The organism is Corynebacterium sp. KPL1818 (genome assembly GCF_000478135.1).
In the GTDB taxonomy this organism is placed as follows: Bacteria; Actinomycetota; Actinomycetes; order Mycobacteriales; family Mycobacteriaceae; genus Corynebacterium; species Corynebacterium accolens.
Genome location: NZ_KI515758.1, coordinates 140,869 through 167,819 on the forward strand (window position 1 = coordinate 140,869; position 26,951 = coordinate 167,819).

General features: G+C 62.4%; 23 protein-coding genes. 15 read left to right on the top strand and 8 right to left on the bottom strand.

All coding sequences use genetic code 11. The annotated features are described in order from the left end of the window. Positions 1 to 200: 200 nt before the first annotated feature. The 7 genes from HMPREF1261_RS00630 to HMPREF1261_RS00660 are packed head-to-tail and all read left to right on the top strand — an operon-like array spanning position 201 to position 8,246. A complete protein-coding gene (locus HMPREF1261_RS00630) occupies positions 201 to 3,209 on the top strand; it encodes a Na+/H+ antiporter subunit A (RefSeq protein ID WP_023029596.1) in 3,009 nt (1,002 codons plus the stop codon). Further along, the gene (locus tag HMPREF1261_RS00635; protein ID WP_005279466.1) at positions 3,210 to 3,710 is read left to right on the top strand and encodes a Na(+)/H(+) antiporter subunit C; all 501 of its coding nucleotides are present in this window, start codon (positions 3,210 to 3,212) and stop codon (positions 3,708 to 3,710) included. It begins immediately after the preceding gene. Beyond that, positions 3,703 to 5,538, top strand: coding sequence for a Na+/H+ antiporter subunit D (locus tag HMPREF1261_RS00640; RefSeq protein ID WP_023029597.1), 1,836 nt, complete (start codon positions 3,703 to 3,705; stop codon positions 5,536 to 5,538). Before HMPREF1261_RS00635 ends, HMPREF1261_RS00640 begins: the two co-directional genes overlap by 8 nt. After that, positions 5,531 to 6,058: a Na+/H+ antiporter subunit E gene (locus HMPREF1261_RS00645; protein ID WP_005279462.1), complete on the top strand. Its 528-nt coding sequence runs from the start codon at positions 5,531 to 5,533 to the stop codon at positions 6,056 to 6,058. The genes HMPREF1261_RS00640 and HMPREF1261_RS00645 overlap by 8 nt, the downstream gene beginning before the upstream one ends. Further along, on the top strand, positions 6,058 to 6,333 hold the full coding sequence (locus HMPREF1261_RS00650) for a monovalent cation/H+ antiporter complex subunit F (protein WP_005279460.1): 276 nt from the start codon (positions 6,058 to 6,060) through the stop codon (positions 6,331 to 6,333). The genes HMPREF1261_RS00645 and HMPREF1261_RS00650 overlap by 1 nt, the downstream gene beginning before the upstream one ends. Continuing rightward, complete coding sequence (locus HMPREF1261_RS00655; protein ID WP_023029598.1) at positions 6,330 to 6,710, top strand: monovalent cation/H(+) antiporter subunit G; 381 nt, start codon at positions 6,330 to 6,332, stop codon at positions 6,708 to 6,710. The genes HMPREF1261_RS00650 and HMPREF1261_RS00655 overlap by 4 nt, the downstream gene beginning before the upstream one ends. 15 nt (positions 6,711 to 6,725) lie before the next feature. Further along, on the top strand, positions 6,726 to 8,246 hold the full coding sequence (locus HMPREF1261_RS00660) for a glycosyltransferase 87 family protein (RefSeq protein ID WP_023029599.1): 1,521 nt from the start codon (positions 6,726 to 6,728) through the stop codon (positions 8,244 to 8,246). 108 nt (positions 8,247 to 8,354) lie between these two features. Here HMPREF1261_RS00660 and HMPREF1261_RS00665 read toward each other — a convergent pair whose 3' ends face one another. Genes HMPREF1261_RS00665 through HMPREF1261_RS00675 form a run of 3 tightly spaced genes read right to left on the bottom strand, consistent with a single transcriptional unit; the run spans position 8,355 to position 10,776 of the window. Beyond that, complete coding sequence (locus tag HMPREF1261_RS00665) at positions 8,355 to 9,494, bottom strand: glutamate--cysteine ligase (protein WP_023029600.1); 1,140 nt, start codon at positions 9,492 to 9,494, stop codon at positions 8,355 to 8,357. 44 nt (positions 9,495 to 9,538) lie between these two features. Then, complete coding sequence (locus HMPREF1261_RS00670) at positions 9,539 to 10,477, bottom strand: LytR C-terminal domain-containing protein (protein ID WP_023029601.1); 939 nt, start codon at positions 10,475 to 10,477, stop codon at positions 9,539 to 9,541. 23 nt (positions 10,478 to 10,500) lie between these two features. Continuing rightward, positions 10,501 to 10,776, bottom strand: a complete 276-nt coding sequence (locus HMPREF1261_RS00675; protein WP_005279449.1) for a DUF3263 domain-containing protein — start codon at positions 10,774 to 10,776, stop codon at positions 10,501 to 10,503. Between HMPREF1261_RS00675 and HMPREF1261_RS00680 the strand changes: the two genes are divergently transcribed. Genes HMPREF1261_RS00680 through HMPREF1261_RS00695 form a run of 4 tightly spaced genes read left to right on the top strand, consistent with a single transcriptional unit; the run spans position 10,775 to position 14,734 of the window. Then, a complete protein-coding gene (locus HMPREF1261_RS00680; RefSeq protein WP_023029271.1) occupies positions 10,775 to 11,398 on the top strand; it encodes a peptide deformylase in 624 nt (207 codons plus the stop codon). The genes HMPREF1261_RS00675 and HMPREF1261_RS00680 overlap by 2 nt on opposite strands. Before the next feature lie 2 nt (positions 11,399 to 11,400). Continuing rightward, positions 11,401 to 12,402, top strand: coding sequence for an N-acetyltransferase (locus HMPREF1261_RS00685; RefSeq protein ID WP_023029602.1), 1,002 nt, complete (start codon positions 11,401 to 11,403; stop codon positions 12,400 to 12,402). A 58-nt stretch (positions 12,403 to 12,460) separates the two neighbouring features. Further along, positions 12,461 to 13,270, top strand: a complete 810-nt coding sequence (locus tag HMPREF1261_RS00690) for an exodeoxyribonuclease III (protein WP_023029603.1) — start codon at positions 12,461 to 12,463, stop codon at positions 13,268 to 13,270. After that, complete coding sequence (locus HMPREF1261_RS00695; RefSeq protein ID WP_023029274.1) at positions 13,271 to 14,734, top strand: phospholipase D-like domain-containing protein; 1,464 nt, start codon at positions 13,271 to 13,273, stop codon at positions 14,732 to 14,734. Positions 14,735 to 14,845: 111 nt separating this feature from the next. On the opposite strand, the gene HMPREF1261_RS00700 is transcribed toward HMPREF1261_RS00695, so the two are convergent. Genes HMPREF1261_RS00700 through HMPREF1261_RS00710 form a run of 3 tightly spaced genes read right to left on the bottom strand, consistent with a single transcriptional unit; the run spans position 14,846 to position 17,173 of the window. Then, a complete protein-coding gene (locus HMPREF1261_RS00700) occupies positions 14,846 to 15,622 on the bottom strand; it encodes an ABC transporter permease (RefSeq protein WP_023029275.1) in 777 nt (258 codons plus the stop codon). Between the two features lie 6 nt (positions 15,623 to 15,628). Beyond that, positions 15,629 to 16,648, bottom strand: a complete 1,020-nt coding sequence (locus HMPREF1261_RS00705) for an ABC transporter ATP-binding protein (RefSeq protein ID WP_023029276.1) — start codon at positions 16,646 to 16,648, stop codon at positions 15,629 to 15,631. A gap of 30 nt (positions 16,649 to 16,678) precedes the next feature. Beyond that, positions 16,679 to 17,173, bottom strand: a complete 495-nt coding sequence (locus tag HMPREF1261_RS00710; protein WP_023029604.1) for an NUDIX domain-containing protein — start codon at positions 17,171 to 17,173, stop codon at positions 16,679 to 16,681. Between the two features lie 70 nt (positions 17,174 to 17,243). Here HMPREF1261_RS00710 and HMPREF1261_RS00715 point away from each other — a divergent pair, with 70 nt between their 5' ends. Genes HMPREF1261_RS00715 through HMPREF1261_RS00725 form a run of 3 tightly spaced genes read left to right on the top strand, consistent with a single transcriptional unit; the run spans position 17,244 to position 22,740 of the window. Beyond that, on the top strand, positions 17,244 to 18,689 hold the full coding sequence (locus HMPREF1261_RS00715; protein ID WP_023029605.1) for a hypothetical protein: 1,446 nt from the start codon (positions 17,244 to 17,246) through the stop codon (positions 18,687 to 18,689). Further along, positions 18,689 to 19,696 (top strand): glutamate ABC transporter substrate-binding protein, encoded by a 1,008-nt coding sequence (locus tag HMPREF1261_RS00720; RefSeq protein ID WP_023018022.1) that lies wholly within the window; start codon positions 18,689 to 18,691, stop codon positions 19,694 to 19,696. The genes HMPREF1261_RS00715 and HMPREF1261_RS00720 overlap by 1 nt, the downstream gene beginning before the upstream one ends. Continuing rightward, the gene (locus HMPREF1261_RS00725) at positions 19,693 to 22,740 is read left to right on the top strand and encodes a serine/threonine protein kinase (protein ID WP_023029606.1); all 3,048 of its coding nucleotides are present in this window, start codon (positions 19,693 to 19,695) and stop codon (positions 22,738 to 22,740) included. The genes HMPREF1261_RS00720 and HMPREF1261_RS00725 overlap by 4 nt, the downstream gene beginning before the upstream one ends. A 3-nt stretch (positions 22,741 to 22,743) precedes the next feature. Here the strand turns inward: HMPREF1261_RS00725 and HMPREF1261_RS00730 are convergent, their stop codons facing one another. After that, positions 22,744 to 23,967: an acetate kinase gene (locus tag HMPREF1261_RS00730; RefSeq protein WP_023029281.1), complete on the bottom strand. Its 1,224-nt coding sequence runs from the start codon at positions 23,965 to 23,967 to the stop codon at positions 22,744 to 22,746. Beyond that, complete coding sequence (pta, locus tag HMPREF1261_RS00735; protein ID WP_023029282.1) at positions 23,968 to 25,335, bottom strand: phosphate acetyltransferase; 1,368 nt, start codon at positions 25,333 to 25,335, stop codon at positions 23,968 to 23,970. A gap of 228 nt (positions 25,336 to 25,563) precedes the next feature. On the opposite strand from pta, the gene HMPREF1261_RS00740 reads away from it, so the two are divergent. Then, entirely contained in the window at positions 25,564 to 26,925 is a 1,362-nt protein-coding gene (locus tag HMPREF1261_RS00740; RefSeq protein ID WP_005284969.1) for an FAD-dependent oxidoreductase, read from the top strand. Positions 26,926 to 26,951 lie beyond the last annotated feature (26 nt).

Here is a 26,951-nt window from a genome sequence, read left to right on the forward strand (position 1 = left end):
TTTCGAAGTTGTGGAAAAACCGGTAAACTTTTGACGAGTTGACCCCGTTTCCGGCCACGCTACTTGCACAAGTGGGACAGTTCGCACTCGGCCGAGTGCGAACTGTCTTGGCGTGTATATGCTCCCGGCGCATATGCCCCACGCACCACGGCACCGAGGGTCTGAGAACTTGACACAACCTAAGGAGCGCAGATTCCAACGTGCTAATACTTCTGGGTGCCCTCATCGTTGCCACCGTGGTTGCACCGCTGCTCATTATGAATGTGGGCCGCCCAGCCTTTGGTTTATTGGCAATAGTTCCCGGTGTCGGTTTCGTGTGGACCCTCGCGCACTTTGCCCGGGGCACTTTCCGTGACGGCGGCACGCTGAATTACACCATCGAGTGGATGCCGGCCGCGCACCTCGCCGTGGATCTGCGCATGGATGCCTTGGGCGGGCTCTTTAGCCTCATCATCTTAGGGATGGGCGCTCTGGTCCTGCTGTATTGCTGGGGTTATTTCGATTCCACGCGCCGCCGCCTTGCCATGTTCGCCGGCCAAATGGTGGGCTTTGCCACCGCCATGTTTGGCCTTGTGGCCTCCGATAGCCTGCTGCTCATGTACGTCTTCTGGGAGATCACCTCCCTCCTTTCGTGCCTATTGGTCAGCTACTACGCCGAGCGCGCCTCCTCGCGCCGCGCCGCGCAGCAAGCCCTGATGGTCACCGTCTTGGGTGGCCTGTCCATGCTGATGGGCATCTGCCTGCTCGGCCGGCAGACCGGGGCGTGGACGTTTAGTGAAATCCACGCCTACGATCACTTCCCCCAAACGCCATACGTCACCGTCGCCATCGTGCTCATCCTGGTCGGCGCGCTGACCAAATCCGCCATCGTGCCGGCGCACTTCTGGCTGCCGGGTGCTATGGCAGCGCCAACGCCGGTCTCGGCGTACCTGCACTCCGCCGCCATGGTCAAGGCCGGAATCTACCTGGTCGCGCGCCTGGCACCGGATATGTACGAGGTAGCCACCTGGCACCTCGTGGTCATTTCCTTGGGCGTGTTTACCATGCTGCTCGGCGGCTGGATGGCGCTGAAGCAAAAGGACCTCAAGCTCATTTTGGCCTATGGCACGGTCTCCCAGCTGGGCTTTATTACCTCCATCGTGGCGGTTGGCTCCCGGGAGGCCATGCAGGCGGGCCTGGCGCTGACCTTTGCCCACTCGCTCTTTAAGGCCGCACTGTTCATGGTGGTCGGCGCCATCGATCACTGCTCGGGCACGCGCGATATTACGAAGCTATCTGGCCTTGGGCGCAGGCAGCCCTTCCTCTACGGCATCGCGGTAATCTCCGCCCTGTCCATGGCTGGTGTTCCCCCGCTCTTTGGCTTTGTGTCCAAGGAGGCCGTGCTGGAATCCACCATGCACGAAGAACTACTCATTGGCATGCCGCGCAATATGATCCTGGTGGCCTATGTGGCAGGTTCCATCCTTACTATGGCCTATGCCCTGCGCTTTTTGTGGGGTGCCTTTGCCTCCAAGAATCTCCCTGACGATAAGGACGGCGTTTCTGCGGCTGTGGCCACGATGCACAAGGTCAACGTGGGCCTGTGGCTCGCCCCGGCAGTGCTCACCGCGCTGACCATCGCGCTTGGCCTCGCGCCGCAGGCGCTTTCGGCGGCCATCGATCAGCACCTCGATTCCACCTTTGGGGCAGGCGAGCACCACGGCCTGGCCCTCTGGCACGGGTGGTCGGTGACCTTGGGCGTCTCCGCCATCATCATCGTGGCCGGAATCATCGTGCACTGGCGCCGCCAGGTCCTGGAGCAATGGCAGTTTGCGTACCCCGCGCTTGGCGATGCCGACGCCGTCTACGACAAGGTCATCTCCACCCTGCGCAAGCTCTCCCTGCGCACCACGGCCGTGACCCAGCGCGGTTCGCTGCAGCTCAACCTGACTGTCATCTTCGCCACCCTGATGGTGCTGCCGCTGACCATGCTGATTACCGGTGATCTCACGGATATCCGCATGGTGGTTGCGGAAAACCCCTGGCAGATTGTCGCCGCCATCATCATGATGGTGGCCGCCATTGCCGCCACGGTGACCGATAACCGTCTCTCTGCCGTCATCATCGTCGGCATTACCGGCTATTCCTTGTCTTTCGTCTTTGCCATCCATGGTGCCCCGGACTTGGCGCTGACCCAGCTGCTCACGGAAACCATCATCATGGTGCTATTCATGCTGGTGCTGCGCCGCATCCCGGCGTCTACCGAGTGGAAGCAGGACCCGAAGATGGGCCGCCTGCGCGCCTGGCTCTCCGTTGGCACCGGTCTGACCGTCACCATCGTGGCGATGTTCGCCATCAACGCGCGCTCTGCCGAGCCCATCTCGCAGTACATGCCGGAGCTGGCCAAGGAAATCGGCCACGGCGCCAATGCCGTCAACGTCTTGCTGGTGGACCTGCGCGCCTGGGATACCTTTGGCGAGATCACGGTGATCATCATCGCCGCGCTCGGCGTGGCCTCCCTGATTTATCGCACCCAATCCTTCTCCAGGGATAGCCGCCGGCCCACCCTACAGGTCACCGGCCGGCGCTGGCTGGCCGCGGGCGCGGAATCGGAGCAGGCGCTCAACCGCTCGCTGATGATCGATGTCTCCACCCGCGTGCTCTTCCCCTCCATGATGGCGCTGTCGTTCTACTTTTTCTTCGCCGGGCACAATGCGCCAGGCGGCGGCTTCGCCGGTGGTCTTGTAGCCGCGCTCGCGCTCATCCTGCGCTACCTGGCCGGTGGCCGCGCGGAGCTCGATGAGGCCCTGCCCATCGATGCCGGGCGCACCATGGGCGCAGGTCTCTCCTTCTCCGCCTTGGCGGTGGTGGTGCCGATGTTCTTTGGCCATCCGCCGCTTACCAGCGGATATACCTCGCCCGAGATCCCGCTTATCGGCGCGGTCTCGCTGCCTTCGGCGCTGGTCTTTGACCTTGGCGTCTACCTCATCGTCGTGGGGCTCACGCTCTACGTGCTCAGCTCGCTCGGCGCCAAGCTGGATGAGGAAGAAGAGATGCGTAAGCAGCGCGCCCGCGACCGCGCCCGTTCCCTTGCGCGGAAGAACCGGGAGCGCAGCACCAAGCAGAAGGCCCAAAGGGCGCAAAAACAAGAGAAGAAACAAGAAAAGATACCAGCGGCAACGAGCCCCTCCGGCACAGATTCCGGGGACAACGCAGGAAAGGAGAAATAAATGCAAGCCAACCTCTTCCTCCTGCTCGCCGCCGGAGTGATGGTTTCTGCGGGCATCTACCTCTTGCTCGACCGCGCCATGACCAAGATGCTGCTCGGGCTGCTCTTGCTGGGCAATGGCGCCAACCTCTTCATGCTGCAGGCCGGTGGCCCGGCGGGCTCGCCGCCTATCGATGGCCGCGAGGCCCAGCCCTACGGCAGCGATATTGCAGACCCTCTTACCCAAGCGATGATTCTTACCGCCATCGTCATTTCCATGGCGTTGACGGCCTTCATCCTCACCTTGGCCTACCGCCAGTACCGCTACCGCACTGCCGACGTCATTGAAGATGACGCCGAAGACACCGCGATTGCCGCCAAGGCCTCCAAGCCCGGCAACGCCGCGGCGAGCGCAGACCATGATGCCTCCAATGACCCCGCCACCGGGCGCGCCACCAAGGAAGGCGATAATTTCGGCCCCGAGTCCTTCGAGGAGCCAGTGAAGGGAGCCGAAGATGACTGAGCCATTCCACCAGGCGGCCGAAACGATGTACCCGTACGTCGGCACCCTCATCCCGCTGCCCGTTATCATCCCGGCCGTGGCCGCGGCACTCTCTCTGCTTTTTGCCCGCATGCCTAATGTGCAGCGCCAGATTGCCTTTTTCTCCCTTCTGATTACGGCCGCGGTCAACGCGAGTCTGATCATAATAGTGGATTTTCATGGCATACAGACCCTGCAAATAGGCGGCTGGGATGCGCCGGTGGGTATCACGTTGGTCGCGGACCGGCTCTCCACGATGATCCTCTTTACCTCCTCCGTGGTGCTGTTCTCCGTTATCTGGTACGCCATCTCCCAGGGTGTGCGCGATGGCACCAAAGATGAACCGGTCGCGGTCTTTTTGCCTACCTACATGCTGCTGACCATGGGCGTGAATATCTCGTTCTTGGCCGGCGACTTGTTTAACCTCTACGTCGGCTTCGAGGTCTTCCTTGTGGCCTCGTATGTGCTGTTGACCTTGGGGGCATCGGCAGGCCGCGTGCGCGCCGGCGTGGGTTATGTCATGGTCTCGATGGCCTCATCCATGATCTTCCTGCTGGCGCTGGCGTATGTCTATGCCTCCGTCGGCACCATGAACATGGCCCAGATTGGCCAGCGCATGCAGGACATCCCGGAGGGCACCCGCACCGCCATCTTCGCCACCTTGCTCGTGGCCTTTGGCATTAAGGCCGCGGTGGTGCCGCTAGCCGCCTGGCTGCCGGACTCCTACCCCACCGCGCCCTCGCTGGTGACGGCCGTCTTCGCCGGCCTGCTGACCAAGGTCGGTGTGTACGCGATCATCCGCGCGCGCACGTCCATCTTTACCAATGGTGGGCTCGATACCGTGCTGATGTGGGTGGCGCTGGCCACCATGCTGGTGGGCATCCTGGGCGCCATCGCGCAGACCGATATTAAGCGTCTGCTGTCCTTTACCCTGGTCAGCCACATCGGTTATATGATCTTTGGCGTCTCCTTGGGCACCGCCCAGGGGCTATCCGGCGCCATTTTCTACGCCATCCACCACATTCTGGTGCAGACCGCGCTTTTCTTGGTCGTCGGCCTCATCGAGCGCCAGGCCGGTACCTCCTCGCTCCGGCGCCTGGGCTCGCTGATGTATTCCGCCCCGCTTATCGCCGTGCTGTATTTCATCCCGGCCATCAACCTGGGCGGCGTACCGCCGTTCTCTGGTTTCTTGGGCAAGATCATCCTCATTCAGGCAGGCGCCAATGAAGGCTCCTGGCTGGCATGGGTGCTTATCGGTGGCGCACTGGTGACCTCGCTGCTGACTCTTTATGTCATGATGCTGGTCTGGGCCAAGGGCTTCCAGCGCGACCGCGCCGATGCCCCCGAGGGTAACGTCGCCCTGGCTCGCCCCGCCCCGCTTTCCGATATCACCGATGAGGTCGAGTTCTCCTCCCGCCAGGACGTCGGCCGGGTGCCGTTCGGCATGGTGGGCGCCACAGCGCTGCTAGTCATCGCCTCGACCTCGATTACCTTCCTAGCCGGCCCGATTTCCGGCATTACTTCCCGCGCGGCCGAATCCGCGCAGGATACCTCCATTTATCAGTACGCCGTATTGGGCGAAAACGCCGATAACCCCACTCGGCACCTTGATCAGAAGGAGCGCTACGAAGGCGGCGCGGACTCCTACAAAGAGCGCAGCCACCTGCTGCCGGATCCAGACCCGGCCCACGAGCCGAAATCCACCACGCCGGAGACACCGACTTCGAAGACGCCGAGCGAGGATGCGCCGGGGAAATCGGGGGCATCGGAAAGCCCTACGCCAGTAAAGAAGGAGGCCCGCGATGACTAAGAGCCGCTTTGCCGGTGTGCGCTACCGCTTCCGGCCGTGGTTTACCGTCTGGATTACCGTCATGTGGTGCATGCTCATGGGCGAAATCACGGTGGGCAATGTGGTCGGCGGCCTCCTCGTCGCACTGGTCATTGTCTTTGCCCTGCCGCTGCCGGCGATGCCCATTGCCGGCGTCGAGGTCGCGTGGGGCAAATTCTTCCGCTACATGCTCCGCTGGTTCTGGGAGCTGTTTTACGCCTCCCTCAAGGTGGGCTGGCTGGCCTCAAGGCCGCAGCCGCTGCCCAAGACCGCCATCCTGGAATTGCCGATGCGCCTAGAAAATGAGTTCATCCTCTCCCTTGCCGTGACGCTATATAACCTGCAGCCGGGTGGAACGGTGACGGATATTGACATCGCCAATCGCATGATCACCATCCACATCCTGGATGCCCGGGATGAGGCGCAGATCCAGCGCGAAATCGATGCCGTGTCCCGCCTAGAATCTTCCATGATCGAGATCTTTGAAAGGAGCCACCCATAATGGATCCGCAGATCTATCACGCCATCCTGCTGGTTCCCGCATTCCTGCTGTGGGTCTCCGTATTAATCACCGTCTGGCGCATTATCGTAGGGCCCAACTCCCTCGACCGACTGGTGGGAATGGACGGTTTTACCGCCATGTTCCAATGCGCGCTGGCGACCTATATGTGCTGGTCGCTCGATACCTCCGTGGTCTCGGCCATGCTGGTCATCGCGCTGCTGGGCTTCATCTCCACCGTATCCGTCACCAGGTTTAGGAAGAGGGATAACCAATGAGTTGGTCACTAATCGCCGATATCCTCTCGCTCATCCTCGTCATCAGCGGCAGCCTGCTCATCCTCGCCGCCGCCATTGGCCTGGCGCGCTTTAAGGACACGATGTCCCGCGTGCATGCCGTGAGCAAGCCGCAGACCACCGGGCTCATCCTCACCATCATGGGTGCGTTCATCCGCATCACCGGGGCAGAATCATTCAGTATGGCCGAGCGTGGTGATTTGGGTATACTTATTTTGCTGGTACTGTTTGCGATGTTTACCAGCCCGGTGACCGCGCAGCGCACCTCACGTATCGCACGCCGTGAAGGCCTGTACGGTTCCGAGGAATCGATGTCGCGCAATGACCGCCCCGCCGGCCGTTCGCTGCGCCGCAAATAGGAGGCACCTTTAACCGTGAAAAAGCTATACGGACTGCCTACTCTGGCTACCCTTTTGGTTGCCTTCTTCATCTTCAGCATCTCCCGCTATAGCAAATACGACGGTCCCAATGCCTTCATCTGGCGCGTGCCGCTGGATTTGAAGATTTACTGGCTCGCCGGCGGCGAGGTGGCCGAGGGCGCCAACCTCTACGACAACGCCTACATTGGCAACCTGCCTTTTACCTACCCTCCCTTTGCCGGCACGCTATTCAAGTGGATTTCCTCGCTTGCCGATGACCCCCTTATCATCCTCTGGCAAGGCGGCACCATCCTTGCCTTATTGGCCGTCATCCTCATGGTCTTCCACGAGCGCGGCCTCAAACTATCGCCGCTGACCTGGGTCGTTGGCATCTTGCTGGTGCTGTGTGCCCCGGCCGTGGAGCCGATGTATGGCACCTTGTTCTACGGCCAGATCAACGTCTTTTTGATGTTCTTGGTCGCCCTCGATGTCATTCCCAAGAAGTGGGCCCTGCCCGGCATCGGCATCGGCCTCGCTGCCGGTTTGAAGCTCACCCCGGCCTTCATGGGGTTGGTGCTCCTATTCCAAAAACGCTGGTGGCAGGCGGTCATCAGCGTCCTTACCTTCGCGGTGACCGTGGCGATTGGTTTCGTCACCATCCCGGACGCCGAGGTGTTCTGGACCGATGCCATCTTCAATTCCTCCCGCGTGGGTGAACACACCAACCCGGGCGCGCAGTCTATCCGCTCGCTCATGGTGCGCGCATGGGGCATCGACGGCGGCTGGATGTGGCTCGCCGCCGTCGCGGTGGTCTTCGTCTTGACCTGCCTGGCACTGCGCACCGCGATGAAGCACAAGAATAACTCCGCCGCCATGGCCTTGGCCGGCATTAGCGCGTGCTTGGTCTCGCCCTTTTCCTGGTACCACCACTGGGTCTGGGTCTTCCCGCTGGCCATCGTGGTCCTCATCTCCGTCAACCAGGCACTGGGCAAGCGCCTGCGCGGTGTCATCGGCGCGCAAGTTTCAGCGCTGGTCTCCTTCGCGGCCATGTGCATCGTGCTCCTGCCCTATGTCTCCGCAGCCTTCTGGCTCGAAGCCGCCAACCGCTCGCTCAACCACTGGGATTTCCAGCCGTGGGCCATGCTCTTTTTCACCGGCTCCGGCATCCTCTACATCGCCTTTTATGCCCTCTGGGGATTCATCCCCGGCACCCAGCCCAGCGAGGACGAGCCCCACGCCGGCCAGCACGCGGCACAGCCCGCTGCCCAACCGCAGCACCATGCCCCGCTGCAGCAGGGTCAGCCGCAGCACTCCCAGGCGCAGCGCACCCAGGCTTCCGGTGTACCCGCAGCTGGTGCACCTGCGTCTGGCGCACCTGAGTCTGGCGCTACCTCGCAGGGTGCTTCTGCCCCCGATGAAACCGCAGAGTTCCCGGTATTTAACCCCGAGACCCGCGAGTTTCCTTCCACCGAGGGCTATACCGATATCCCGGCTCCCCCGTCCTACGGCGGCCGCCACGCTCGAGACAACGGCTAGGCAGCGCACACGTCGCGGATAGCTACCTGCTGTGTGGCACTAGGCGTGCGGTCACTGAGCGCGCACGCTTAGCGCTGGCCATCGGTTCGCTGATTAGTAGTTAGCTGATTAGCGCACCGGCCGGAAGGTGTGCAGCTCCCGGCAGGTTTCTTCGACGACATCGCGCCAGCTGCCGGTTTCTTGAAAGAGGCGGCGTTGGCGTTCGTATCCGGCGCCGCCGTCAATAATCTCGTGCACTAGGGCCAGCTCTTCCGCGCAGCCTAGCTCACGGGCTAAGGGAGTGAGCTCTTCTACCATCTGGGCCAGTTCATCTTTGACCCAAGCCTCGTCGGTGTCGCGCGAGGTAATAACGAGGGCATCCATGCCGTAGCGCGCCCCGCGCCATTTGTTTTCCGCCACGTGCCACGGCTGCAAGACGGGCAACTCCTCGCCCGCGTCGATCATGCGGTCATAGTGCACGACCAAGCAGTGCGTGAGCGCGACGACGGCGGAGAGCTCCCGCAGGTTCGAGGTCGCATCGGACACGCGGACCTCGACGGTGCCCCACTTCGAGGCTGGGCGAATATCAAAGTGCATCGAGCCGGTGTGGTTAATGACCCCGGAGATGGCCTGATCCCGCATATAGGACTGCCACTCGCCCCACGTGAAAAATTGGTAGGGCATGCCGGCGGTGGGCAGCTGTTGATAGAGCATCGTGCGATTGGAGGCGTAGCCCGTATCCAAGCCTTCCCACCCCGGCGAGCAGGCAGAGATAGCCAAGAGGTGGGGGTACTTTGTCATCAGCGCATTGATGATGGGCCAGACGCGATCCTCGTGGCTGATACCCACGTGAACATGGGTGCCCCATAGCAGCATCTGCTTGCCCCAGTACTGGGTGCGGGCGATGATCTCTTGATAGCTGGGTTTATCTGACAGCGGGTTTTCCCGGAAATCCGTAAACGGGTGCCCGCCTGAGGCCCACACATCGATGCCGAGCTTATCCGCGGCTTCCTCCACGGCGGCCAGCGAAGTTTCTAGCTCCGCCATGGCTTCCGGCACCGTGGTACAAATGCCCGTGACTAGTTCCACCGTATTCTGCAGGAATTCCTTTTCCACGTGAATATCGGGGTGGACGGCAGTGGCGAGATCGATCAACTCAGCCCCGCGCGGGACGAGATCGCGCGAGTCGCGGTCCACGAGCGCGACTTCCCATTCCACCCCGAGCGTGGGCTCGGGGGAACGGGCGAATACTTCTGCCGGAATCTTCACTGGTCCAGCTTAACGGGTGGCAGGTAATATTCCATGAATTTTATTTAGGCCTGGGGGACGGCGAGAGCGACCACGACGGCGCCGTCCTCTGTGGCTTCCTTGGGCAGGTCCTTATTCATGGGCTTTACTTCTGCCTGGTAGCGCGCGGCAACTTCCTTAGCCAGCGACTCCGCGGAGGCATCGCCCTCAGGGTAGAAGACGGTGGTCTTGGGCACGGTCAGGACATCGCCTGGCAGGTTGCCCACATAGCCCACCTTGAAGCCGCCGTCCTTCAACACATCGGCTTCGTTCTTGGCCTTATCGGATTCACCGGAGTTATTAAGCACGCTGACCTTAATGTCATTGCGGTCACGCGCGGCAGACGGCGCATCATTGCCGCCGGCCCGGGCTTCATCCCCGGCGCGGCCTTCACCGTGCTGATCGCGCGCGCCGGTATCGCGGTTGGCGTCGCGGTTAGCCTCGCCCTCGGCGCCGCCGTTCGGGTGCGCGTTCTCACCCTCGCGAGGCGGCTGGTTATTGGCGCCATCGGCACGGGAACCATCGCCGCGCGCGCCATCCGCGGCAGGGCCGTCGGCGCCGTTGCCCTCTTGGCCGCCATTGGCGGAGCCGTCTGACTTCGACTGCTCGGAATCGGAAGCGACGGTCGAATCATCGTCCTCCGAGGTCATGGCATAAAGGCCCCACAGGCCAAGCATCACGGCCACGGCGATAAGCACCATGGCGAGCCCGCGCAGTGGTAAACCGCTCTTTTTGGCGTGGGCGCCTCCCCCACCGCCGCCGGTCCTGGCCGCGGCGGCCCCGGCCCCAGCCCCGGCAGCGCCAGCAGCAACGTCCTCGCCGTCTACCTCATCGTCATAAGCGCCGTCGTAAGCACCTTCGTAGGCGTCGTCATAATATGCATCGCCGTAATCGGCCGCGGCGGCCTCGCCGGCGGCGTCGTCGAATTGCTGGTCGTATAGATTATCCGGATTCTCTTTAGTCACTTCAGTAACACTAGTAGCAGGTTCTAACGCGGTGGGGTATTTCCCCGCGCGGCGCGCCGCGTATTTTCGCGCTCCTCCCGCAGGCGCTTCAACCGGGCCACCAGGAGGGGATGGGATTCGGCGGCAGCGGGGGCATCGAGAAGCAGGTTGAGGCGTTGGTGATAGCGCACTGGCGAGATGTCCAGCTGCGCGCGAATGGCCTCTTCCTTGCGGCCAATGCTGCGCGGGGCGGTTTCCTCAAAGTCCAAAATGGCGGCGTCTAGGTCAGACAAGGGGTTCATGCTTAAACTGTAGAACATGACTATTCGTCCCATCGTTATCCACGGCGAGCCCGTGCTTCATCAGCCCACCACGCCGGTGGAAGAATCCGAGATTTCCAGCCCCGAGATGCAACAGCTCATCGCGGACATGTACGAGACCATGGAGGTCGCCCATGGTGTGGGCTTGGCGGCGAACCAGGTGGGCATAGGCAAGCGGCTCTTCGTCTACCACTGCCCCGATACCGAAGGCCCGGACGGCACCGAGCTGCCCGCGGATAAGGCCGGCATGCGCAAGGGATGTGTTATCAACCCGGTGCTGGAGACCTCCGAGATTCCAGAGACCATGCCTGCCGATGACGGCTCCGATGACGAAGGCTGCCTCTCCGTGCCGGGCGAGGGCTTTCCCACCGGCCGCGCCGACTGGGCGCGCGTGACCGGCAAGGACGAGCACGGCAACGACATCACCGTGGAGGGCTACGGCTTTTTCGCCCGCTGCCTGCAGCACGAAACCGGCCACCTCGATGGCTACTTGTATACCGATACCCTCATCGGCCGCTACAAGCGCCAGGCTAAGAAGGCCATTAAGCGCAATGGCTGGACCGAGCCGGGCTATTCCTGGATGCCGGGCGAGGACGAAGACCCCTTCGGGCACGACGATTAATCATGTCCGGCATCTTTCGCTCCGATAACGTGCAGGTAGGCGATCGCGTCGTGGCCCGGCGCGATTTCGGCGGGGTACATAGCGATGTCATTGGCCACGTCCTCAGCCTCGAGCCGCTGGTCATCCGCCCGCAGCAGGTCGGCGGCTACCCTTCCGATCTCGAGGCCGTGGAAATCGCCCCCGAGCAGCTGAAGATTATCAAGCGCCTTTCACCGCGCATGGTGCGCAATTCCGATATCCGCGCCGTCGAATACGCCACCGCCCAGGCCTTTCCCGGCAAGGAACACACGTGGACCTCGGACGGCGCCTGGCTCATGCGCGCCGGCGATGGCGTGACGGGCCGGTCCAATTCCGCCGTCCCGCTCGGGCCCTCCGCGGGCTTCAACCCGGTGCCGCTCGCGGAAATCACGGAGTTCTACCGCCGCCACGATCTCCCGGTCCGCCTGCTCATCCCGGAGCGCATTGGCAAGCCTGCAGAGCGCCTGCTTGCCGATGCCACCTGGCACACCGAACCCGAAATCCTCGTCATGGTCCTGCGCGATCTCGAGGCGCTATCCGCCGAGATCCCGGGCTCCCACCCCAGCGGCGCGGAGTTTCGCATCGATGACCAACCCGATGAAGCGTGGCTGCAGATGTACCACTTCCGCGGCCAGGCGCTACCCGCCCAGGCCCTGGAATACCTGCGCGCCCGCATCGAGGGCTCGATGGGCTTTGGGCAGCTCGTTATTGGCGGCGAGACCGTCGCCATCACCCGCGGCACCATCACCGAATCCGGCGACGGCACCGCCTGGCTGGGATACTCCGCCGTGGAGGTATCGCCCGCGCACCGCCGCCAGGGCTTAGGAGCGCTTTTGGGCGAGCATATGCTGCGCTGGGGGCGCGAGCAGGGCGCGAAGCACGCCTACCTCGATGTCCTGGCTTCTAATACCGCCGGCATTCGCCTGTACGAAAAGCTGGGGTTCATCGAGCAACACCGCCAGATCTACGCCCGGCTGCGCGACTAGCCCGCCGCCCGCGGCCTGGACTAGTCCGGGCCATTGCCCGCGCGGTACTGTATTATCCATGCGCATCACCACGTGGAATATCAACTCCGTTCGCACCCGCGCCCAGCGGGCGCTGGACCTTCTCCACACGCACGACATCGACGTGCTGTGCTTACAAGAGACGAAGGTCAAGGACGATAAATTCCCCCGCGAGGCCTTCGAGGACGCCGGCTACCACGTCACCTGCCATGGCCTGAACCAGTGGAATGGCGTGGCCATCATTTCCAAGGAGGAACCGGAAGAAGTCTTTACCGGATTCCCCCACCAGCCCGGCTTTGCCAAGGACCCAGAAAAGCCCCAGGACCGCGAGGCCCGGGCGCTTGGTGCGCGCATCCGCGGGGTAGAAATCTGGTCGCTGTATATCCCCAACGGCCGCGAGATCACGGACCGTCACTATGACTACAAGCTGGACTTCCTCTACCAGCTCGCCCGCTACGCCGCCGGCCGTGCCCAATCCAAGCTGCTTTTAACCGGTGATTTCAATATCGCCCCGCGCGATGAAGACGTCTGGGATATCGAGGCATTCCGCGGCAAGACGCACGTTACCGAACCCGAGCGCGCCGCCTTCCAGATGCTTGAGGAGGCCGGCCTCGAAGAGGTCACGCGCCGGTTTACCGAGGACCAGCGCTATACCTACTTTGATTACAAGGGGATGCGCTTTCAAAAGAATGAAGGTATGCGCATCGATTTCCAGCTGGCCTCGCCGCCTTTGGCCAAGCACGTCACCGGCGCCCGCGTAGACATGGAGGAGCGCGCCGGCGAAAAGACCTCCGATCACTGCCCGCTTCATGCAGATTTCGATCTGCCCGATTTCGATTCCGTGCGTTAAATGACCTGGTCGCTCGATCTCAGCTTCTGGCAGCTGGCCTTCCTCATCGTCGATTATTCCATCAAGATCATCGCCGTCGGCTTCGTGCCAGAAGGCCGCCGGCCCTCCAATTCCACGGCATGGCTGCTGGCTATTTTGGTGCTGCCCGTCATCGGCCTGCCGCTGTTTTTGCTCATGGGCTCGCCGTATATCAACCGGCGCCGCCACCGCATCCAGCAAGAGGCCAATGAGCGCCTCGAGGATATTTCCGCCCGCACCCCGGATCACCCGAAGGGCATCCTGTCGGCCGAGGTGGAATCCGTCATCAAGCTCAACCGCGAGTTAACCGGCTTTCCAGCGCTCATTGGCCACAACCTAGGCCTGCATGCGGATTACGATGAATGCATTCGCTCCATCGCCGCGGCCGTGGACCGCGCCGAAAAGTACGTCTCCATCGAGGTCTATATCCAGTCCTGGGACGAGGTCACGGATGTGTTTTTCCAGGCCCTCGCCCGCGCCACCGCCCGCGGCGTCAAGGTCCGCCTGCTACTGGATCAGATTGGCAGTTTTAAGTACAAGGGTTATTCCTCGCTGGGGGACAAACTGACAGACATCGGCGTGGACTGGCGCCTCATGCTGCCCATCCAGCTGCACAAGGGCCGCTTCCGCCGCCCGGATCTGCGCAACCACCGCAAGCTCGTCATCATCGATGGCGAGGTCGGCTTTATCGGTTCCATCAACCTGATCAAGCGCCAATATAAAACCACTGACCGCTTTTGGATCGATTACATGGTGGAGCTATCTGGCCCCATCGTCACCGCCATGACCGCGGTCTTCGCGGTGGATTGGTACACCGAATCCGGCGAGAACCTCCCGCTAGATGAGCTGCCCTATGACGATGCCCAAACAGTCGACGCCAACTACCTGCAGATGATTCCCTCCGGCCCCGGCTATACCACCGAGCCCAACCTGCGCATGTTTAATTCCCTGGTACACCACGCCAAGCAGCGCCTAGTGCTGTGCTCGCCGTATTTCGTGCCGGATGAATCCCTCTTAGAGGCCGTGACCACCGCCTGCTACCGCGGGGTGGATGTGGAGCTTTATGTCTCCGATACCGCGGACCAATTCATGGTCAACCACGCCCAGTCCTCGTATTACCAGGCGCTGCTTGAGGCCGGGGTGCATATCTACCAATTCCCCTACCCTTATGTTTTGCACTCCAAGTTCATCATCACGGATCCGGATGACCAAGAGTTCAATCCGCTGTGCATGTTCGGTTCGTCCAATATGGACCCGCGGTCCTTCGGCCTCAATTATGAGACCACCATGCTCGTGGCCAAGGGCGATCTCCTCGCCCAGTTCAACCAGCTCGCCGCCAATTACCGCGCGGTCTGCCACGAGCTCACCCTTGAGGAGTGGAACCAGCGCGGCTTTGTCCGCCGCTACGTCGATAACGTCATGCGGCTAACTTCGGCCCTGCAATAAGCTTTGCTTGCCGATGCCCCTCCCAACCCCCGAATCCTTCGCAAGGCTAAGACCGCCTCGCCCAAGGCATCCGTTGCTCCCTCCCCAGGGACTAACCCTGGGGAGCAGCGATTAAGCATCGCGCTTGTGCAGCACCAGCACGCCGAGGGCCCACAGCACCACGGCCCAGATGAAGAATACGACGCCGCTGCCTGCGGCCTCCGTCCACAGCGCGTTATCCACTGGGGTATTGAACAGCCAATTCTGGAAGGCGGTAAAGGGCATGTAGCTGCCGATCTTATCGCCGACGACGGGAATCATGCTGACCATCTGGTCCACGCCCAGGTACAGAATGAGGCATAGCGCCACAGAACCCGCGGTCTGGCGAATGAGCATGCCAACGCCTTGGGCAAAGGCCACCACGAGGGCTGCGGCCAGCGGGTACTTCCACAGCTGCTCGCGGCCGACTTCATCGTTCCAGGGGTCGAAGGTGGCGGAAATGGAGCTATCAGCAAGCAGATCCGTAAGCAGGTACGCGCCCACCACACCGATGAAGGTCAGTACGGCCGCGATGACCGCGTATAAGACCAGCTTGGCCACGGCCACGCTCCCGCGCCGCGGGGAGGCCATGAAGGTAATCGCTTGGGTGCCGAAGCGATATTCCGTGGTCACCAGCATGATGGCCTGAATCATCAGCACAGGCAGGCCCAAGGTCACCAGGAATACGACGGTAAACTCGGGCTCAATAAGTTGGAAGCCCATGTCAATGGCCTCCGGCTCGAGCGGCTCCATCAACGCGGCGCTGGTGCCGGCCCAGCCCCACGAAAACAGGAGGAATAGTGCGGTGGTCCACCAGAAGGAGCGGGTGGTACGCAGCTTAATCCACTCGGATTTCAAGATATTCAACATGGCGGATTAAACCTCCTGCTCGTTGGGGCGGGCGAACCCACCGGATTGGCCTGGCTGGCCGGATTGGCCGACCTGTCCCGACTGACCTGCCTGCGTCCCCGAGGCACCAGGCGTGCCGGCGTGATACTGCACGGCATCGCCGGTGAGATCCATGAACGCATCCTCCAGCGACGCGCTTTTCAGGGTGAGCTCGTGCAGCGGCACCCCAGTGGAATAGGCAAGCTCGCCCACGAACTCGGTGGTCTGGTTGATGACCTCGAGCCGCGGGCGGCCCTCCTCGTCCTTGGATTCGGTAAAGGAAACGCCCTCCTTCTTGAGGGCCTCCCCGAATTCCGGAAGGTGGTTAGAGCGCACGTACACCAAGGACTGCGAGTGGCCGCGGACGAACTCGTGGGTGGGCTTATCCGCAACCATCTTCCCCTTGCCAATGACCACGAGGTGGTCAGCCGTCTGGGCCATCTCGGACAAGAGGTGGGAGGAAATCAAAATGGTGCGGCCTTCTGCGGCCAGCGCGCGCACGAGCTGGCGCACCCAGCGGATACCCTCTGGATCCAGGCCGTTGACCGGCTCATCCAGGATGAGGATTCCCGGATCGCCCAATAGCGCGCCCGCAAGGCCCAAGCGCTGGCCCATGCCGAGGGAAAAGCCGCCGGCTTTCTTACCGGCGACATCGGAAAGCCCCACCAGCCCCAGCACCTCATCCACGCGGGAGGTGGGAATGCCGTTAGCCGCCGCCATCCACTTCAGATGATTCGCGGCCGTGCGGTTGGGATGCACCGCCTTCGCGTCCAAAAGCGCGCCCACCTCGCGCAGCGGGTGCGCGAGATCGCGGTAGTGCTTGCCGTTGACGCGAACCTCACCGGCCGTGGGCTCGTCTAGACCCACGATCATCCGCATGGTGGTGGATTTGCCGGCACCATTGGGCCCCAGGAAGCCGGTGACCACACCGGGCTTTACCTGAAAGGTGAGATCCTCAACGGCGCGGACAGACCCGTAATCCTTAGTCAGTCCTTGTACTTCAATCATGAGCACTAGAATGCCATATTTTTGGATACCTTACCGGTTCAATTTTTCCACCCGCCGCCGCAGGGCGGGAAAGGCGTGGCGAAATGGCGCGATAAGCGGTAATTTTTCCACCTCATCTAGGCCCACCCAGCGCAGCTCGTGGGATTCCTCGTTGGCGGTGGTGGGCAGGCGCAGGCCGCTGCGGGTGCGCGCCAGCACGGTGGTATAGGTCCACTCCCCCGGCAAATCCCCCGCCGGTGGATAGGGCCCGGCCGTTACTTGGGTGTCGAGCACCTCGACATCGGCAGGCGCGATGGCGCATTCCTCGTGCGTTTCCCGCAGCGCGGCCTGGGTGGGGCTTTCTTGTAAGTCCCGCGCCCCGCCGGGAATCCCCCAGGTATTGCCGTGATTGGTCCACGCGGCGCGGTGTTGCAGCAGCACCTCGCGCCCAGCGACGAGGAAGAGGCCGGCGGCACCGAATTTTCCCCATACGCGAATGCCACTGGGGCCCGCCGCCCAGCCGTCTCCACTGTGAGGGTTATGCATATTTCCTATCCTAGCCACACACGCGGGTAAATGGTGGCGCCCAGCACACTAGGGGCGTTATTCTAAGTGAATGACTGAGCAGGCAGTGCGGGTAGAGTCAGAGCGCGGTGAGGACGCTCACCCCAGCGATCACTGGCTGGATGAGGTTACCGCACCCTCTCGCCCGGCCCTAAGCGGGCTGACCCACCGCGCCATGGAATGGTTTGCGGGCCCGGCGCGCCTGCTGCGGCGGTTTTATTACTTCGCTTCCACTACCCCGGGCAAGCTTTTTACCGTCACCCTGATCCTCACAGTGGCTTTAGGGGCCGCCGGCTTATCGATGTCCCAATCTTCCGCCGCCCGCCACTCCGACCTCGACGAGCTTCTCAATACCACTGAGCCGATGTCCAATGCGGCCCATCACCTCTATAGCTCCCTATCGGTGGCAGATACCATCGCGACCACCGGATTCGTGCAGGCCGGCGTGGAATCAGAGGGCAACCGCGAGCGCTATAACGATGCCATCGATGCCGCCTCCATTGCTGCGACCGAATCCGTGCTGGGCACCACGCCTGACGATGCCCGCGTGCGCGATCTCGTTACCTTCATCCAGCGCGAGCTGCCCATTTATACCGCGATGATTGAAAAGGCGCGCTCGAACCACCGCGCCGGCAATGCCGTGGCTAATTCCTATATGTCCAATGCCTCCTCGCTCATGCGCGAGCACATCCTGCCGGCAGCCTCTGAGCTTTTCCAGCTGACCACCGCAAAGGTCAACCAGGAGCAGCAAAAGCTCACCTCGCCGCAGTGGGTGCCGCTATCTGGCCTTTTGGCGGCGGTCTTCTTCCTCATCGTGGCGCAGTGGTGGCTGTGGCGCCAGACCCGCCGCCGGTTTAACCGCGGCTTTTTAACCGCAACGGTGCTGCTCTTCTTGGCCATTTTCTGGGTCGCACTGTCTAATTTGGCCACTTGGTCCACCGGCCATCAGGGCTTTGAAACGGCCTCGCGCCCGTGGGATTCGCTGACCGCCTCGCGCATTGAGGCCCAGCAGGCGCGCACCTCAGAAACCCTCGCGCTGGTGCTGCGCTCCTCTGAGGAAGATACGCTCGAGCGATTTTCCGGATCCGTGGAATCCATCGAAAAGGCGCTGGGTGCTTATGAAAGCGCACTGCATGATGATGATGTCGAGGTCAACGATCCTGAGCTCATCCACAGCGCCCGCGCCGCCACCGAAAAGTGGCAAGACTCGCACGAAAAGCTCATGGCTGCGCTAAGCGAAGGCGACTATGACGAAGCCGTCTACCAGGCCACCATCACCGATCCCGAGGATGGCGAGACCACCGCCGCGCAGTCCTTTAATGAGCTCGATAGCGAGCTTTCAGAGCTCATCGGCCAGGCGCGCATCGCCATGCGCACCTACTTAGAGCGCGGACTGACCGCCATGACCGCGGTCTCCTCCGCTGTCTTCCTGCTCACCCTGTGCGCCATCTTCGCGGTGTGGCTGGGCATTCGTCCCCGACTGCAGGAGTACCTCTAATGCGCTACCGAGCACCCCTTACCGCCATCGTTGCAACCTGCAGCATCCTCGCGCTGGCCGGCTGCGATATTCGCTCCGTCCCGCCGCTGGAATCGCCCGAGCAGCAAGCACTCGATGCCAGCCCTGGCCCGCCGTTGCCGGAAGGCTCCTCCATAGAAGAGGCCGGCACCAACGCGCCCAAGCAGGAAGACGATACCAAGCTCAAAGGCACCTACCGGCCGGATGATCAAACGGCGAAGGAGCGGGTGCCGGACATCGTCAAGCGCGGGCGCCTTATCGTGGGCGTGGACCGCTCCAATAACCTGCTGAGCTACCGCGATGCCGCCTCCGGCGATGTCCGCGGCTTCGAGGTTGATATCGCCCACGAGATTGCCCGTGATATCTTCGGCGATCCCAATAAGGTGGATTTCCGCTTCGTCGAATCCTCCGACCGCACCGCCGCGCTGGATAATGGCACCGTCGATATCATCGTGCGCACCATGACCATTAGCCCCAAGCGCGAGAAGGAAGTGGCCTTTTCCATCCCCTATATGACCACGCAGACCCGCATGCTGGTGCTCACCAGCTCCGGGATGAATTCCATCGATGACGCCGATGGCAAGAGGTTGTGCGGGGTGCGCGGGTCCACCGCGCTGGATACCATCCGCGAGCGCGCCCCCCAGTCCGATATCCTCATCACCCGTTCCTGGGGCGATTGCCTCATGGCGCTGCAGCTCAACCAAGCCGATGGCGTGGTGGTTGATGATGCCCTGCTGTCCGGCATGGCCGCGCAGGATTCCTACACCTCCATCGTGGGCGAACCCTTAAAGACCGAGAACTACGGCGTTGCCGCGCGCCTTCCCAACAAGGATCATGACACCCGCCCGCTGCTGCGCCAAGTCAATTCCACCTTGGAGCGCATCCGCCGCGACGGGACGTGGTCCGACATCTTTGATAGGTGGCTAGGTGCTTACCTAGACGAGCCCACCCTGCCGTCAGGGACATACATCGAGGAAGATAAGTCATGAACCATAACCCGAATTTCAGCGAAGACGAGCTCGAATACCTCGAGCCCGAAAACCTCGATACCCAGCGCCAATTCCGGCAGCCCACCAAGGCTTCCTACCGCGACGCTGACCCCGACCGGGACCGCGACCAAGACTCCAACCCAGACCGCAGCCAGGACCGCGATCGCGACGCCGCCGATTCCCCCAACACAGCCAGCACAGCCGATGACGCTGACACCAACGCCGCCAACGCCGCCGCTGGCTCGGATACCGCCGCTGCCAACGCCGGCGCGGACTCCCCCACCGCGAGCACCAACGCTGCCAACCGCAGACCTGCCAACCGCGACGTCGGGGCCGATACCGCGGCCACCACTCACAACGCTGATGCTAGCGACAATGGCACTAGCGAAGCTGATGTCGATACCGCCGCGGCGCAGGTCCCTGGCACGGCCCCTGCCGCTGCATTCCCGGATACGGAGGCAACAAGCAGGCAAACAGCGGACGGCAGTACGACTGGCCCAAACACCGCAGCCCAGGGCACTTCGGGCCAAAGCACAGCTGGACAAAGCACAGCTGGACAAAGGACGGCAGGCCAAAGCACGGCTGGTCAGGATACCGCGGCCCAGGGTGCGCGAAACGGAAACACCGCCGACGAGAGCGGCAACGCCGGCGATACCGGCGGAGTGGGCACGGCGGCCGTGGCGTATGACCCATTCGCGAGCGAACCCATCGAGCACCGCGGGGATCCGGGGACTTCGGCGGTGGCCTTTGATCCTTTCGCCGATGACGATGAAGACGACGACGGTTCCATCGACCCGGATCACCTCTCCAGCCTGCTCGCGGACTTAGAGAATATCCGTGCTCAGCGCGAGAGCGAGCGCGATGAGAAAACGGCCCAGGAAAAGTCCTCGGAACGCTCGCGCCGGCAGGCGATCGATACCTTCCGCGAGCGCCGCGGCACGCAGCGCACCGAGCGGCCGGTTGCTGATGGCATGGTGCGCCTGCCGTTTATCACCCCGGCCGATCCCACCGCCGCCCTCATCGACCCCAAAGAGAAGATCAAGGGCAAAAAGGTTCCGCCGCCGCAGCTGGAACCGGGCGATATGGTCGCGGAGCAATACGAAATCCTCGGCGTCATCGCCCACGGCGGTATGGGCTGGATTTACCTGGCCAATGACCACTACGTCTCCGGGCGCGTGGTGGTGCTCAAGGGCATGCAGGCCCAAAAGTCCGCCGATGAGACGGCCGCGGCCGAGGCGGAGCGCGAGTTTCTGGCAGACATTACCCACCCGGGCATCGTCAAGATTTTTAATTTTATCGACGATGACCGCGTGCCGGGTGGATTCATAGTCATGGAGTACGTGGGCGGGCCATCGCTAAGAAGCAGGCGCAATAAGCAACCCAACGAGCTGCTGCCCGTTGACATTGCCATTGGCTATATCCTGGAAATCCTGCCGGCGCTGGAGTACCTGCACTCGCGCGGCGTGGTCTATAACGACCTGAAGCCGGATAACATCATCGTCACCGAGGACCAGGTCAAGCTCATTGACTTGGGCGCGGTCTCCGGCATCGGGGCGTTCGGGTTTATCTACGGTACCCAGGGCTTCCAGGCCCCGGAGGTCGCGTCCAAGGGGCCGTCCATCGCCAGCGATATCTACACCATCGGCCGCACCCTGGCCGCGCTATGCCTCAAGCTGCCCAGCGAGGACGGCGTCTTCCTCCCAGGCATCCCCAACCCGTCCAAGGAGCCGGAGCTGCGCCGTTTCCTCTCCCTCTACCGCCTGCTGCTGCGCGCGACCCACCGCGATCCGCAGCGCCGGTTTAGCTCCATCAAGGAGCTGCGCACCCAGCTCTACGGCGTGCTGCGCGAGGTACTGGCCATCCGCGACGGCCGCCAGTACCCCTCCCAGCACTCGCTCTTCTCGCCGCAACGTACCACCTTTGGCACCAAGCACCTGGTCTTTCGCACGGATCAGCTTATCGATGGCATCGACCGCACCATCCAAATCACCGCACCCGAGGTCGTCTCCGCCTTGCCGACGCCCCTGGTAGACCGCGACGATGTCGGCGCCAGCCTGCTACAAGGTACGTCCTACGCCGAGCCGCAGGAAGCCCTCGAGACCCTGCGCCAAGCCATGCGGACTCCGGAATACGAGCATTCCGCCGAGATTCCCCTCGGCGTGGTGCGTTCCATGATTGATTTGGGCTATACCGACGAGGCCCGCCAGTGGTTAGGCTCCATCGAGGACCGCCTCGGCCAAGACTGGCGCTACCAGTGGTACGCCGGCATCACCGAGCTCTTGCACGATGATTACATCGATGCGCAGGAATACTTCGCCACAGTCCTCGATTTATTGCCCGGCGAGGCCGCCCCCAAGCTCGCCATCGCGGCCATCAATGAGCTCATCTTGCAGCAAATTGATTACAGTGAAACATCGCTTATCGATGCCACCGTAGCCCGCGCCTGCTCCAACCTCTACTCCACCCTGGCCGATCTCCCCTCTTCCGCCTTTGAGGGCCAGCCAGAAATCTGGTCGCATGTCACCCAAGACCCGGGCGCGCTGCGGTTTAATTCCATGCGCCTGTACGGCATCGTCTGGGCCACCAACCCCACGACCGTATCCTCCGCTTTTGGGCTTGCCCGCCAATTGCGCGCGGAAGGGCAGGTGGAGCTGTCCGTAGCAACCTTGGATAAGGTCCCCAATGCCTCGCGTCACTTCCGTATGGCGCTGCTGACCACCGTGCTGCAGCTTATCGTGCACAATCTATCGGAATCGCGCATTCGCCGCGCTGCCCGACGCCTCGAAGAAGTCCCCACCAACGAGCCGCGCTTTCTCCAAATCAAGATCGCCGTCATCTCCGCGGGACTGAACTTTTTGCGCAACGCCGATCTCGCGCGGGCGTCCTCGCCCAACGATCTCTTCGAGTACGCCTTTACCCAGCGCGGCCTGCGCACCGGCCTGGCCGAGACCCTGCGGGCCCTTGCCCGCCAGGCCCCGTTTAGCCGCCACCGCTACGCGCTGGTGGACTTGGCCAACCAGGTCCGGCCCATCACCACCTTCTAGGGCCTACTTAAAAAGGCCGGCCTCGCGCGCCTGGGCGGCGACCTCCGCAGACTTCTGCGCGATGGCCAGCTCCTCGTTGGTGGGAACCACCAAGACCTTGACGGGCGAATCATCGGTGGAGATGACCCGCGGCTCATCGGAGCGGACGAGGTTGCGCTCCTTATCAAAGTCGATGCCGTACATATCCAAGTTGTACAGCGCGTCCTGGCGCACCTCGGTGTCATTTTCGCCCACGCCGGCGGTGAAGGTAATCGCGTCCACGCGGCCCAGGGCAATCATGTAGGAGCCGATGAAGCGGCGCAGCTGGTGGATGTAGATGTTATACGCCAGCCATGCGTCTTCATCGCCCTTATCAATGTGCTCGCGCAACGTACGGAAGTCATTGACGCCCGCGATGCCCTTGACACCGGATTGCTTGTTGAGCAGCTTATCGATGTCGTCGATGCTCATGCCCGCCTGGCGCACCAGGTGGAAGATGATGCCTGGGTCGATATCACCGGTACGCGTACCCATGGCGAGACCAGCCAGCGGGGTAAGGCCCATCGAGGTATCGATGGCACGGCCATTGCGGATGGCCGCCGCAGAGGCGCCATTGCCCAGGTGCAGCGTGATCTGGTGCGTGTGCTCCGGATCGCGGTCCAAGATCTTCGGCACTTGCTGGGAGACGAACTCGTGTGAGGTGCCGTGGAAGCCGTAGCGGCGGATATCGTACTTGGAGGCAACCTCGCTATTGATGGCATACAGCGCTGCGGCCGGCGGCAGGGTATTGAAGAAGGCGGTATCGAAGACCGCCACGTGCGGAATATCCGGCAGGATCTTGCGCGCAACGCGGATGCCGTCCAGGTTGGCCGGGTTGTGCAGCGGGGCCAGCGGGATGAGATCCTCGATCATCGATTCAATTTGATCCTCGATGAGCTGCGGTTCCGAGAAGAGGCGGCCGCCGTGCACGACGCGGTGTCCCACGGCGATGATATCGACGTCCTTCGTTCCCACCTGATGATCATCCATCAGGTCAAAGGCGCGCTTTAGGCCAAAGGAGTGATCGGGAACTTCCAGTTCCTCAGTGACCTTTTCCCCGCCGACCTTGATGGTAATGGCGCCGCTCGGCTCGCCAACCTGTTCCACCAGGCCAGATACGAGTGGATCATCCGTGGCACTAGCGGTTGGGTCCACTAGCTGAAACTTGATGGATGAGGAGCCCGAGTTGAGGACCAGTACGTATGACATTTATTTCTCTCCAGCCTGGATAGCGGTAATGGCAACGGTATTGATGATGTCCGGAACGGTAGCGCCGCGGGATAGATCATTGACCGGCTTGTTCAGTCCCTGCAGGATGGGGCCCACGGCCAAGGCGCCGCCGGTGCGCTGCGCGGTCTTATAGCCGATATTGCCGGCATCCAGATCGGGGAAGACGAAGACATTGGCCTTACCGGCGACATCGGAATCCGGCATCTTCTTTGCGGCAACACCCGGATCGCAGGCGGCGTCGAACTGCAGCGGGCCGTCCACCTTCACCGAGGAATCCAGCTTCTTGGCGGCCTCGACGGCCGCGATGGCGCGCTCGACGTCCGGGCCGGTGCCGGAAGCGCCGGTGGAGTAGGACAGCATGGCTACGCGCGGGTCGATGCCGAACTGGGACGCGGTCTGCGCGGAGACCACGGCGATTTCGCCCAGCTGTTCCGCGGTGGGGTTTGGGTTCACGGCGCAGTCGCCGAAGGCCCACAGGCGCCCGCGCATGACCATCAGGAAGATGGAAGAGACCACCGAGGCATTCGGCTTGGTCTTGATGATCTGGAAGGACGGCTTAATGGTGTGGGCGGTGGTGTGGGCGGCGCCGGATACCATGCCATCGGCAAGCCCCTTGTGCACCATCATGGTGCCAAAGTAGGAGATGTCCTGCATGGTCTCGCGGGCCTGCTCCAGGGTCACGCCCTTCTTCTTGCGCAGCTCCGCGAAGTCCGCGGCGAATTCCTCTGCTAGCGGCGATTCCAGGTGGTCGATGATATCGGCGCCCGAAATATCCAGCCCCAGCTCCTTGGCGCGGGCCTGGATATCGGATTCCTTGCCCAAGATGGTCAGCCGGGCGACCTCATCGCGCAGCAGGGCATCGGCGGCTTCAAGGATGCGATCATCATCGCCCTCGGGCAGGACGATGTGGGAGCCGGTGGAACGGGCCTGGTCGATGAGCTGCTTCTGGAAGAGGTCCGCGGACATGACGGGCGCGGTCTCCTCAGCGGCCTGCAACGCACCGGGCACGGCCTCCAGATCGGTGAAAACGCCGGCCACGGTGGCTCCAAGGGACTCGGCCTTGCGCTGCGCCAGCTCCGCCGCGCGCTCAGGGGCGCCGGAGATGATAACCAGCGGCAGGCCCAGCGCGGCGGCGACCTCCGCATCGAAGGAGATCTCGCCGGTGCCTTGGACCAGGAGGGCATCGGCAGTGGCGGTGGGCGCGTTGGCCAAAACATCCGCCACGGTGGGATCAAAATCTTCTAAGCGGAGCAATTCAGCGCCAAGGCTATTCGCCAAGGCGGGAATATCGAGGCCATCGAAGCCGCGGCCGATGGAGCTTAACACTGTGGACTGGGATGCAGACATGCGGATTACCTTTCCTTTACCGTCACGGGGAACTCTGGGAACACGCGCCGTAACATTATGCCGTACATCACAGTTACTAGCACGTGGTGACGTCTCCACTGTACGTGAATCAGCCGCTTTTCCGCGCCCTGGCGCCCTCCTAAACTAGGGGTTGTGAGCACCGTGACAATTAATACATTGCCACCGCGTAGAATGTGAGAAAACCTAAAGAAAGGACACCCTAAACAGATGACTAGCCCAGTGCGTGTCGCCGTCGTCGGCTCCGGACCGGCCGGCATTTACGCCTCTGACCTCCTCGTAAAATCCGATGTGGACGTGCAGATCGATCTCTTTGAAAAGATGCCCGCGCCCTTTGGTTTGATTCGCTACGGCGTTGCCCCGGATCACCCGCGCATTAAGGGCATCGTGCAGTCGCTGCACAACATCATGGAGAAGGAAGAAATCCGCTTCCTGGGCAATATCGAAGTGGGCAAGGACATCACCGTCACGGAGATGCGCGATTACTACGACGCCATCATCTTCGCCACCGGCGCCACCGCCGATAAGGAAATGGGAATCCCCGGCGAGGATCTCGAGGGCAACTACGGTGCCGGCGAATTCGTGGGCTTTTATGACGGCAACCCCAACTTCGAGCGCGACTGGGACCTGTCCGCGGAGTCCGTCGCCGTCGTGGGCGTGGGCAATGTCTCGCTCGACGTGTCCCGCATTCTAGCCAAGACTGCCGACGAGCTGCTGGTGACGGAGATCCCAGACAACGTCTACTCTTCCCTGAAGGAAAACCGCGCCAAGGAGGTCCACGTCTTTGGCCGCCGCGGCCCGGCGCAGGCCAAGTACACGCCGAAGGAGCTCAAGGAGCTCGATGAGTCCCCCACCATCGAGGTCATCGTCAACCCGGAGGACATCGAGTACGACGAGGCTTCCGAGGAGGCCCGCCGCGCCGCCAAGTCCACCGACCTGGTCTGCCAGACCCTGGAGTCCTACGCCATGCGCGAACCTGGCGATGCCCCGCACAAGCTCTACATCCACTTCTTCGAGTCCCCGGTAGAGGTGCTTGGCGATGCCGGCCACGTCACCGCCATCAAAACCGAGCGCACCCAGCTCAATGGCGATGGCTCCGTGAGCGGTACCGGCAAGTTCACCGAGTGGCCCGTGCAGGCGGTCTACCGCGCGGTGGGCTACCACCCGCAGTCCGTTGACGGCATCCCCTTCAACGAAACCACCGCCACCATGCCCAATGACGGCGGCCACGTGCTTGCCAATGTCGACGGCGAAAAGCTCCCCGGCCTCTACACCACCGGCTGGATCAAGCGCGGCCCGGTGGGGCTTATTGGCAATACCAAATCCGATGCCAAGGACACCACCACCATGCTGCTGGCGGACTACAAGTCCGGCGACTTAGAGCCTGCGACCAAGCGCGATCCGCAAGACATCTTGGATCTCCTAGAGTCCCGCGATATCGCCGTGACCACTTGGGCCGGCTGGCACCGCCTCAACTCCGCCGAGCAAGCCGCCGGCGAGCCCCACGGCCGCGAGCGCATCAAGATCGTCGAGTGGGACGAGATGGTCAAGCACGCCGGCCCGCAGCGCTAACCAGCGCCGCGCCGCGCGGGGGCCGG